Source organism: Bacillus tuaregi, assembly GCF_900104575.1.
Taxonomy (GTDB): Bacteria; Bacillota; Bacilli; order Bacillales; family Cytobacillaceae; genus Bacillus_BD; species Bacillus_BD tuaregi.
Genome location: NZ_LT629730.1, coordinates 144,970 through 155,822 on the forward strand (window position 1 = coordinate 144,970; position 10,853 = coordinate 155,822).

7 protein-coding genes, 1 pseudogene and 1 riboswitch are annotated in these 10,853 nt (G+C 38.4%); of the genes and pseudogenes, 3 read left to right on the forward strand and 5 right to left on the reverse strand.

The window, feature by feature from the left end; translation table 11 throughout:
* Positions 1-78 precede the first annotated feature (78 nt).
* Together BQ5321_RS01345 and BQ5321_RS01350 are read right to left on the reverse strand one after the other, a co-directional pair.
* The gene (locus BQ5321_RS01345) at positions 79-1,305 is read right to left on the reverse strand and encodes a sensor domain-containing diguanylate cyclase (RefSeq protein ID WP_071392831.1); all 1,227 of its coding nucleotides are present in this window, start codon (positions 1,303-1,305) and stop codon (positions 79-81) included.
* Between the two features lie 314 nt (positions 1,306-1,619).
* Positions 1,620-2,807 (reverse strand): EAL domain-containing protein, encoded by a 1,188-nt coding sequence (locus BQ5321_RS01350; protein ID WP_315970073.1) that lies wholly within the window; start codon positions 2,805-2,807, stop codon positions 1,620-1,622.
* Between the two features lie 209 nt (positions 2,808-3,016).
* Between BQ5321_RS01350 and BQ5321_RS01355 the strand changes: the two genes are divergently transcribed.
* Positions 3,017-4,252, forward strand: a complete 1,236-nt coding sequence (locus BQ5321_RS01355) for an IS110 family RNA-guided transposase (protein WP_071392731.1) — start codon at positions 3,017-3,019, stop codon at positions 4,250-4,252.
* Positions 4,253-4,302: 50 nt separating this feature from the next.
* Here BQ5321_RS01355 and BQ5321_RS01360 read toward each other — a convergent pair whose 3' ends face one another.
* Positions 4,303-6,171 (reverse strand): diguanylate cyclase domain-containing protein, encoded by a 1,869-nt coding sequence (locus BQ5321_RS01360; protein ID WP_071392833.1) that lies wholly within the window; start codon positions 6,169-6,171, stop codon positions 4,303-4,305.
* 97 nt (positions 6,172-6,268) lie between these two features.
* Positions 6,269-6,354: riboswitch (cyclic di-GMP riboswitch) on the reverse strand.
* Positions 6,355-7,008: 654 nt separating this feature from the next.
* On the opposite strand from BQ5321_RS01360, the gene codY reads away from it, so the two are divergent.
* Positions 7,009-7,818, forward strand: a complete 810-nt coding sequence (gene codY / locus BQ5321_RS01365) for a GTP-sensing pleiotropic transcriptional regulator CodY (protein ID WP_071392834.1) — start codon at positions 7,009-7,011, stop codon at positions 7,816-7,818.
* Between the two features lie 691 nt (positions 7,819-8,509).
* A pseudogene (locus BQ5321_RS25035) lies at positions 8,510-8,839 on the forward strand (methyl-accepting chemotaxis protein); the annotation flags it as partial.
* A gap of 186 nt (positions 8,840-9,025) precedes the next feature.
* On the opposite strand, the gene BQ5321_RS01375 reads toward BQ5321_RS25035, so the two are convergent.
* Positions 9,026-10,054 (reverse strand): sensor histidine kinase, encoded by a 1,029-nt coding sequence (locus BQ5321_RS01375; RefSeq protein WP_071392836.1) that lies wholly within the window; start codon positions 10,052-10,054, stop codon positions 9,026-9,028.
* Positions 10,051-10,722 (reverse strand): response regulator transcription factor, encoded by a 672-nt coding sequence (locus BQ5321_RS01380; protein ID WP_071392837.1) that lies wholly within the window; start codon positions 10,720-10,722, stop codon positions 10,051-10,053. Before BQ5321_RS01380 ends, BQ5321_RS01375 begins: the two co-directional genes overlap by 4 nt.
* Positions 10,723-10,853: the final 131 nt, after the last annotated feature.

Sequence of the window (10,853 nt, forward strand, 5' to 3'; positions counted from 1 at the left end):
TTTAAATCCATAATAAAAAGCAATCCCTGTAAGGCGAACCTTCCACAGGGATTGCTTTTTCGTCTATTGTTAGCTATCTCAACGTCTAGAGTCAAACAGTTGAGTTACTATTTTTTGAAAAACATTAGGTTTCTTAGCCAGCAACTCCTCAAGCTCTGGTCGATAGAATTGGAAATTGGCTTTTCCTTGGCTTTTCGCGTAGTACATCGCCTTGTCAGCGTTATTGATGAGTGTGTCTTGATCTTTTCCGTCTTTTGGATATAAGCTAATGCCGATACTTGGTGTGACAGTCGCTAGTTTTCCATTTAATTGATAAGACTGCGAGATTTCATCTAAAAGTCGCTCAGCGGTCTTTTCGATATTTCTTTGATTGGTTGCTTCAAATACAATCAAAAACTCGTCCCCGCCAAGACGGGCAATGAAATCTTCCTCGCGAACCGAATCATTCAGCCTGTTTGCGACTTCTTTTAATAACAGATCACCGATTTCATGTCCCATTGTATCATTGACCTTCTTAAATCCATCTAAATCCACAAACATGATTCCTAACGTATTTTTCTGCCGCTTGGAGCGGGCTAATGACTTTTTAAGCTGTCGTTCCATTAAGGAGCGATTGGCCAAATTCGTTAAATCATCATAATAAGCCATCTGCTTTAATTGAAACTCAAGCTTCTTACGATCGGAAATATCAATCACATTTCCCTGAACCCTAATCACTTCGCCCAATTCATTTTTTATCGGGATTTCTCTTTGAATGACCCAGCGTGTGTCACCGTTAGAAAGCACAACTCGATATTCGGAGGTGATCATTTCACCTGAAAGTAACCGCTGATCTTTTTCATCTCTACCAGCGATATCCTCATGATGTACGGCATGTCTCCAAAGGTGAGGATTACTCATGAGTTCTTGATGTGTATAGCCAAAAATATGTTCAGCACCCTTTGATATATAAATTTTATTTGTAGTCACGTCAAAGGAAAAAATTGCAATATCAGTTATGTTATCAAGGTTTTGTTCAATCAACCTGATATTTTGCGATAGTTTTTCGTTTTCTTTCTCTAATACGTCCATTCGTTGTCTGTACGCTTCTATTTCTAATCTCTGTATTTCTTCCCTTTGCTTTTCTTCTTCTTGATAGACTAATTCCTGTTTTTTCCATAATAGCCATAGAAAAGTCAGGATGAAAATGTAGATAATCATTGTTGTGATGGATATTTTGCCAATCAATAAATAGCTATGGGTAGCGAACGCTAGTGTAAAAAGCACATATGTTAGAATGAGGACATTTTTTCTGGTAAAAGCCATTGTATTCTCCTTCCATCCTGCTGCTTGAATGCAAGTAAACCAAATTCATGATAGATAGACTTCATGCTTTTATAAAAATTTTTGTTCTGCTTGTGATTGAATATGTTCTGCATGTGGGGTAATGAATTTTCCGTGAGCGTGACTAACGAAGTAAAAAACGGTTAAACGATTGAAAAAAATAGTAGCCTTTTCTGTTATCAATAAAGGCTATTCGACTAACTTTGACAGTATATAAAACGCCGGAACTATTTGAAATGGTATCCGTTTTTATGACATAAAACGAATGATATATCAAAAGTCCCGGCTTATCAACCCTAATTCTGAGGGTTAACAGAGAAATATTGCTGCTTCGATTCCTGAAGAAAATCACTGTTCGGTAAAAATTGTTTTTTATTGACTTGAATGCTCAATCGATTAAAAAGAGGGGCTAATTTATCTCTATCGATTCTGCTAATTTGAAATTCAAGTCCATATTGAAAGAGATTATCGACTTCCATTTTCCAGACAATGACACCGATAAATGTAACCGACTCATTTAATATGGTCGTTGTAAATTGTAGCAGAATATCCTTTTGAACGGGTAAGTTAATATTTGTTAGAAAGCGTAAACCACCAAGGCTTATGTTTTCAATTAAGGCATTGGAATAGCCTAGGTTTGTATCCTTGTCCTTAAATTTAATAATCGTCATGTCTGCACATAAAGGATTCTGAAAGGCTAGACGATAATATTTGCGTCGGTTTTCCACAATCGATTTTGGTCTGCGTACTTGTACAGGCTTTAGGATTTCTTTTTTCATCAGCTTAATCAGCTGGTTGGCCTTAACCGGCTTACTAAAAATATAGCCTTGAATTTGATGGCATTCCTGCTGCTGAAGAAAGCTTAATTGCTCTTGAACCTCGACACCCTCGGCAACGACTTTAATGCCTAAGTCCTTGGAAAGAATGATAAGACTTTTTATCACACTTTCATTCACTGGATTAATCGAAATCCCATCAATAAAGGATTTATCGATTTTAAGGATTTGAATGTCAAAATTGATTAAGTCAAATAACGAGGAAAAGCCTGTGCCAAAATCATCAAGGGCAATGGAAACACCATAGTGATGCAAATCAGTTATGATGTTTTTGGTCGTCTCAGACTGTTGAATAATCGATTGCTCCGTTAACTCTAGCTCGATTAATTCTGGTTCAATTCCCGCTTCTTCAATGGTGTCTTTTACAAACTGGGTGAAGTCTGTCTTCATCAATCTTTTGGGAGAAACATTGACGGCAATCGGAACGATGGGTAAGCCCTGCTCCTTCCAGTTTGCAATCATTTTGCAAACTTCCTTAAATACCCAGTCGCCAAGAGTACAAATATATCCATTTTCTTCTGCTAAAGGGATAAATTCACCCGGTGAGACAATTCCCCATTCTGAATGCTTCCAACGAATCAGGGCCTCGGCTCCTTCTATCTTACCCGTTCGTATTATAAGGTCAGCCAGAGAAATCTGGTTGACTATTTTTTATTCAATTTATAGATTGATAGTAGCCGGGGTAGAACGGACGCACCCGTGGGACTTGATCCCGACAACTAAACTGTTCGCCCTCTACTTGTTAACACATGATTAGGCTGGTTGGGACATTGAGATCCCGTATAACAAGCGAATATATGAATGACAAGCTAGATAGAGGTTACCGGTCAATCCACTACACTAGGAGGAGATAAACTATGAATCCAGTTGTTGGTCTGGATGTCGCTAAAGGTGAAAGTCAGATTCAAATGTTCTTGGATAAAAAGATGCCCTATAAAAACAGTGTGAAGGTTGAACATACGGTGGAAGGTCTAAAAGAGTTACACTCTTATTTACTCGATTTAGAGCGTCAAGCAGGGATGAAACCACCTGTCGTTTTGGAGTCAACAGGTCACTATCATGCCCCAGTTGTACAGTTTTTAGAAGCAAGAGAGTACATTGTGATTATCGTAAATCCATTGGTATCCTACCGGGCAAAAAGTTCTAGCTTACGAAAAACCAAAACAGATGCCATTGATGCTTATCACTTAGGCGAACTGTATTACAAGGAGGATTTAGAGCCTCAGAAAAAGCGTGGTGTTCAGTTATTAAATCTTCGGCATCTGACAAGACAACATGAAAATATGACGGGAATTATGGTTCAAACAAAGCTTCAATTTCAAGCTGTGTTAGATCAAGTATTTCCAGAGTATAAAGGTGTTTTTGGCGATTTGTATGCCGAGGTTTCATTAAAAACTTTACAAACCTTCCCTACCTCGGAGTCCGTCTTAAAAGCTGGTGTGGAGGAAATTGCACAATTTATTGATAGGCATTGTAAAGCACGTTCATTTAATTGGGCGCATAAAAAAGCAGAAGGATTAATCGCAGCTGCAGAACGCAATCCATTTCAGTCAACGCTATATCAAAGCCTTCTAGTCAGTCTGAATATGTATATTGATTTACTTCAAGCGTACCACCAACAACTTTCTACGTTGGAGCGTGAGATTGATAAGTTGGCGGTACAACTTGAAGAATATGAACTACTCCAAACAATTCCCGGTGTAGGTGAAAAAATCGCTGCCACGATTATTTCTGAAATCGGAGAAATTGATCGGTTTAGTCATCCCAAAAAGTTAGTTGCCTTTGCAGGACTTGACCCTAGTGTTTTTGAATCAGGTCGCTTTAAAGGTACGAAGAATCATATTACTAAACGAGGCTCTGCAAGGCTTCGCCACATGCTTTTTACAGCAGTTCGGTGTTCCATTCGAGATAGTCGTAAAAAGAAAACAACTGATGAAACCATTGCACGAAATAAGCGATTACGTGCCTTCTACGATTTAAAACGTGAAGAAGGTAAGCCTTATAAAGTAGCCATTATTGCATGTGCTAATAAACTTTTACACTGGATTTATGCGATGTTAAAAACGAAAACACCATTCCAAGAAACTATTTAATAACAGCATTTTCAAATAAAGCAAAAACCTTCCAAATTAAGTTCGGAGGGTTATTTGAGTTGCGCATTTTTAGTATAGCATGAAGTTGTTTTCGATTTAAAAGATTTTTCTTGACAATCTATTAGCTGGTTTAGTGTATTGACCTTTGGCTGGTATTCCAGATACATTTCGTTATTCATCAAGGCTTTTCGCAAATCCTTTTCTAATTGAAACTTTTTAAACGATTCAATGTTCATTAAGGATGAATAGACTTGCCAATGACTTTGTCCGATTTCCTTTATATTGTGTAAGGCAATTGCGGCTTTTTTTAAAAGAGTATGAGAATCCTCGCCATCAAAAGGGTAATAACAAATCCCAACGCTTGTGGTTGAATAGATTTCCTCCTCCTCGAGGTAAAAAGGCTTCTCAAATTCCTGAATAATCTTTTTTGCCACTTGGATGGCATCCTCTGCTTCGATAATATTTCTGACATAGATGGCAAATTCATCTCCTGCAATACGGGCAAGAAACGTATCCTCGCCCACGAGGACACGATTTAACCTTTCAGCAATACTAATAAGCAGCTCATCGCCTAATTGATATGAAAAGGTATCGTTAATCGATTTTAAGCGGTCAATGCCTAGATATAAAACAGCAAATTTCTCTGCATGGCTTTGCGACTGAATATGCTCGGTTAAGACCCTTTTAAAGTAACGACGATTCGGAAGTCTAGTTAAAGAATCGTGGTCTGCGAGAAACGAAAGAGCATCAATATACACTTTTTCCTCGGTAAAATCCTCGACAAATCCATCTATTTGCATCACTTTTCCGGTGTGCTCAAAATAGGGAATCATTTGGACGCGAAGGCATTTTTCAATTCCTTTTACATTTCGAATCCGATACTTATGGGTCACTTCTTTTCCATTGATTGCCTTGTCTATGTTTTCAATAACAGAGGGTAAATCATCTTCGTGAATGCTGTCGGTCCATAATAAAGGCTTCATCATTAGTTCAGCTTGATTTAACCCATATATGTCCTCTAAGCCCTTGGAGCAGAATATATGTCGATTTTCGTTTAAACTATAGGACCAAATCCCAACCTGTAAACGATCGGTAATCGATTGTAGCATCTGTTCATTTTTGTTTAACTGATTTTCAATTTCCCTTTGTGAAGTGACATCCTGAACGGTCCCTATTATCCGAATCGCCTTTCCTGTCTCATCAAGCATGATTTCAGCGCGTTGATAAAGGGTCCTTTGTTCCCCGCTATTTTTAAGAATTCTCGTTTCAAGCTCATAGCCTTCGCCGAAATGCTTGGCTCTACCTAGTGTTTTTTCAACCTTCTCTAAATCATCCGGATGGATTAATTTTGCTATCGATTCATTAGCAGGGATAAAGTCTGGATCCTCGATTCCGAAAATTTGATAGGTTTGCTGTGACCAAAAGGCTTCATTTTCGATTAAATCATAATCAAAGCTGCCGATGTTTGTTCTTTTTTGGGATTGCTGTAGATGATCGGTTAGGATTAGAATCCCTTTTTCGTATAATTGGGTGGTTCGCAAATCCTTACAGACACAATAGGTGAGTATACTTTTATCCTTCTGCACGCTTGGAATGACTGATATCTCCACAGGGATTCTATACCCTTTTTTATGGATTAACTGACAGTCAAAAGAAGAAGGGAGGTTATGAAAGGCTTTGTGGATATGGTATTGAAATTTCTCAAAGTCATGTGGGGATATCCATTTATCTATATCTTCCAAGACATCCTTAAGCGAATGTCCTAATAGATGGGTGAAAGCCTTATTGATTGATAGTATTTGTTCATTTACATTCATCGTAAAAATGGCGTCAGGGTAGTCTAAAAATAAGGATGTGTTTTCCAAAAAATTACCAGCTGTAGATGTTTTGCTATTTGTCCATTTGTCCCAAAAAAACATTAAAGTCCACCTACTCTTCATTTCCGCATATTTGTTCTCCATCTTGAAAAAAAGAAAACTCACATTCATACCGAAAGTGAGCCAAAAAGCATTTATTTTCGGTAACCTGGCTGGCATATCCATACAGACGTAGCCCCTCTAGTTTTGCGTCCCATCATTTCCAATGGTTTGCCATTTCGTATAAAACATATGTAATTTTCTCGTGATATTGATTATCATCTAATATATTATATAAAAATACTAAATTCTGTCAATTGATGGTATAAAATTCATACAATTACAATTAGAGTGACAGGCACCACCCGAAAAATCTTGTTTCACAAAATGTTCCACGCTGAGTAATGGATGGTGCCTGTCACCCCATTCGATTAACCTGAATTATTAGAAATGCGCGAATTATATTATTTGAGCGTTTAAATATACAAATCAGATTGAGTATATGGTACTATGTTATCTGGATTTGGTTACTACTGTAGTGATAGTAGAAAAAGGACTTAGATTACTTTTTGTGAATTTCTTCAGCCACTTATGACTATTCACATAAAAATGGACTCAACCCGAAGCCTCTGTAGGATAACTCCTAAACACTCTTCGAAAGAGAAATATCTATAGAAACGTACTTCCTTCGTTTTTCAAGGTTCAATAATGGACTTTATGACTTATGTTTTTACATACATCATGTGAATAAAACAACTAATTTTTACGAGCTTATTCTAATTAATATTATTTTTTGAATGAGATTTTTGTTCTGAACTGACCAAAGCTTTTTACTTTTTAGATGGACTTGATACGGGTTCATAGCATGGTAACTATATTTTTTTACAGGAGGGTATAATCATGAACTTATTATTAAAAACAAGAAAAATTAATGCTCTATTACAAAAAGCTGCAGGTAAATCTGTGAATTTTAATGAAATGTCAGAAACACTAAGTGGAATTATTGACGCCAATATCTTTATCGTAAGCCGGACGGGCAAGCTGCTTGGTTTTGCTGTATGCCAACAAATTGAAAATGAGCGGATGAATAAATTGATTGAGGCGCGTCAATTTCCTGAGGAATATACGAAGCATTTATTTACGATCGAGGAGACGTCTTCCAATCTGGATGTGAACAGTGAATATACAGCCTTTCCAGTGGAAAATAGAGATTTGTTTAAAACAGGTCTAACCACGATTGTTCCCATTATTGGGGCGGGTGAACGCTTAGGAACGTTAATTCTGGCAAGATTAGATAAGCCATTTCATGATGATGACCTCATTCTAGCAGAATATAGCTCAACAGTGGTTGGCATGGAAATCCTTCATGCAAAAACGGAGGAAAGGAATGAGGAGGTACGTAAAAAAGCCGTTGTACAAATGGCTATTCATTCATTATCGTACAGTGAGATGGAGGCTATCGTTCATATATTCGATGAGCTTAACGAAGAGGAAGGGTTAGTGGTCGCTTCAAAAATTGCCGATCGTGCCGGAATTACTCGTTCAGTGATTGTAAATGGTCTTCGTAAACTTGAGAGTGCCGGGGTTCTCGAATCGCGTTCATTAGGAATGAAAGGAACCTATATAAAAGTACTAAATGATAAATTTTATCATGAAATTGAACAGGTAAGGTCAACCAGTAGGATAAGTAACCTAAAAATGAGGGCCTAATCTGGGGCAGGATATGTATCTAGTTGAACCTAAATGTTAGTCATTTTTTTCAGCAAAAAAGGATTGTTCTCTGGTTTATACAGGGGCCAATCCTTTTCATTTTCCTCAGATTTTTCATAACAGTGTAGTCTTTATATGTTTAGTTTATAGACCAAGGGTCATTACTACAGTTTTCCCAAGAAATGGAGAGTTATTGTTAATGTTTAACAAAGTAGATTCTTTAGAGCACGTTGTTGCTATGATTCCTATATTAAAAGCGGCCGTACCAGCTGATTTATCAATCGCTTTATGTGATTTAGAAAAATTTATTGCTTATTTTCCCGGAGAGACTATTGATTTAAAGATTCATGTGGGACAGCCATTACATTCCGAAGAGCCACTCGCACTGGCACTTAAGCAAAATAGACGTCTGCAGGCTGAAGTGCCGGCTGAATTCTATGGCTTTGAATTTACGGGAACCGCACTTCCTCTTCATAACCAAAAGGGTCAAGTCATTGGTGGAATGGCGATTCAGATACGTAGGCAAAGCGAATTAAGAGCCATTTCCAATCAGATTGTCGAATCCTTATCATTAGCAAATGAACAACTTAGCTATGTGGCCAATGGCTCCAATTCACTTGCCGATTTTTCTCAAGAGCTTCTAGTACAATCTCATCAAGCAGGGGAGGATGTAAAAAATACAGATGAAGTATTAACGGTAATCAAAAGAATGGCGGATCAGACGAATTTGCTAGGACTCAATGCAGCGATTGAGGCAGCCCGGGCAGGTGAAAAAGGGAGAGGCTTTGAAGTGGTTGCAAAAGAAATTCGCAGGTTTTCAAAGGAAACCGCTACTTCAACACAGGATATACGTGATAAAATGTCGCAAATCCAATCTGTTACGAAAGAAATGGGAGCTTCCATTGAACAAATCACTTCTGTAGGTCAAGAACAAGCTGCCTCCATTCAACAAATATTAACTGTTATTGTAGAGATTGGAGAATTATCTAAAAAACTAAACGAGTTTGCTAATAAATTATAGGGGAGTGACAGGCACGCCCCGAAGTTTATCGGATTTTGTCGATTTGATGATAGGCACGGTACCACCTGTAGTAGGTTAGTACATATTCGTTAGTGGTCTCGTGCGTGTTCAAACGGGAGTGCTGACTATCGGCAGTAACTGTATGCTTGAAAAATAAATGGAAAAATGGACTTCCTACCTCTCCATCTAACTCAAATGATAATAATTCCTAATCTTTGGAAAGTGAATTGCTACTTTTGTATAGCTGTTTTCTTCTGATTCGATAGTGATGTCATGACCAAGTTTGTTGGCAAGCTGCTTGGCAAGATAGAGCCCGATGCCTGTCGATTTAGCGTGGCTTCTGCCGATGGTGCCGGTAAATCCCTTTTCAAAGACTCGGTGGATGTCTTCCGCTTTAATTCCAATTCCATTATCAAGAATATAGACTCTTTTTTCCAGAGAATCTTCCTCAAGCTGGATAGTAATCTTCCCACCTTCGTTTGTATATTTGAGGGAATTGGCTAGAATTTGGTCAATCACAAAGCCAAGCCATTTGCTATCACTTTGAACATATTGATCCGCAAGGTCCATTTCAAACTGGATTCCTTTATTAATAAACAGCTTAGCGTATTTCTTCACGCTGCTATTCACAATCTGATTCAGATGCACCTCGGTAATGAAATAGTCCTTTGAGAAGGAGTCGACCCTTGAATAGTAAAGGGCCTGCTCCACATATTGGTCAATTTTGTTCAGTTCATCCTCCAATTTATCGGCAAGCCATTCTGCGGAGCGGCCTTCACTGTTTTCTATCAGGAGCCGGCCCGCGGCAATCGGCAGCTTCACTTCATGTATCCAGGAGAGGATGAATTCCTGATGATCAAGCTTTTCATCATATAGCTGCTGCAGCTTGTGAAAATGGTCCTTTTGCCTTTTTTCTAAAAAACGTAGAAACAGTCTTTGCTCCTGGCTGGAGGGCTGCAGTATACTCACAAGCACTCCGTCCTGTTCACTTTCAGTCCACTCCATTAATTCGCGATAAAATGTACGATGATAAAAATAACCGATGGTGATATAGAGAAGCACCAGCAAAAAGCCGCTCAAATTGATATATAAAACATTGGCAAACGCATACGGCTCTTCCACACTGACCACTGTCATTATGGAAATAAAGGCCATCAAAACCAAATAGAAGAGGAAGAAGAATCTTTTATCCTTTAAGTAATGATGAAAGCTCATTGAATCACATACCCCTCGCCTTTCTTCGTTGTAATGAAATGTTCCTTGCCGATTTCAGCGAGTTTTTTGCGCAGACGATTAATATTGACTGTTAATGTGTTGTCATCGATAAAGCTTTCGTCCTTCCAAAGCCTTCGCATGATTTTGTTCCGACTAACAATGGTTCCTTTCTGCTGCATGAGGAGATGGAGGATGATAAATTCGGTTTTGGATAGATTGATTTTTTCATCTCCATAGTATACCTCCCAGTCATTCTGGTTTAAGATGATTCCATCATGCTCCAGCACATTGGATGGAGCTTGGATGTACGAATAGGAGCGACGTAACAGCGCATTGATCTTAGCCATCAGAACATTTGTATCAAACGGCTTTTGAATATAATCGTCGCCGCCCATGTTCATGGCCATGATCATATCCATTGGGGTGGTGCGGGAAGAAATAAAGATAATCGGCACCTTCGAGATTTCTCTAATCTTATTGCACCAGTAAAAGCCGTCATAGGCCGGCAGGTTAATATCCAATAGCACCAATTGAGGATTTTCTGTCGTCAATACGTGAAGGATCTGGTTAAAATCCTCTACCTTCACAATCTCAAACCCCCATTTCGCAATCGATTCCCCTAGCATATCTCGAATCGTAATGTCATCTTCGACAATCATCATTTTCATAGAAGTCCCTCCAGAAACCAAGTGTGCTATATAGTAGATAGATTTCTTGCCTCCATCTTATCTAAAATAGAGAAGAATTGCATCATGGTGACAATACTGTAAGGTTGAACCCCGGAACTGTAAGTTTGAAT

Bases quoted from the DNA above. Each gene is read 5' to 3' on its own strand.
- BQ5321_RS01345 (WP_071392831.1), bottom strand. From the start codon at position 1,305: ATGGCTTTTACCAGAAAAAATGTCCTCATTCTAACATATGTGCTTTTT.
- BQ5321_RS01355 (WP_071392731.1), top strand. From the start codon at position 3,017: ATGAATCCAGTTGTTGGTCTGGATGTCGCTAAAGGTGAAAGTCAGATT.
- BQ5321_RS01360 (WP_071392833.1), bottom strand. From the start codon at position 6,171: ATGTTTTTTTGGGACAAATGGACAAATAGCAAAACATCTACAGCTGGT.
- codY (WP_071392834.1), top strand. From the start codon at position 7,009: ATGAACTTATTATTAAAAACAAGAAAAATTAATGCTCTATTACAAAAA.
- BQ5321_RS01375 (WP_071392836.1), bottom strand. From the start codon at position 10,054: ATGAGCTTTCATCATTACTTAAAGGATAAAAGATTCTTCTTCCTCTTC.
- BQ5321_RS01380 (WP_071392837.1), bottom strand. From the start codon at position 10,722: ATGAAAATGATGATTGTCGAAGATGACATTACGATTCGAGATATGCTA.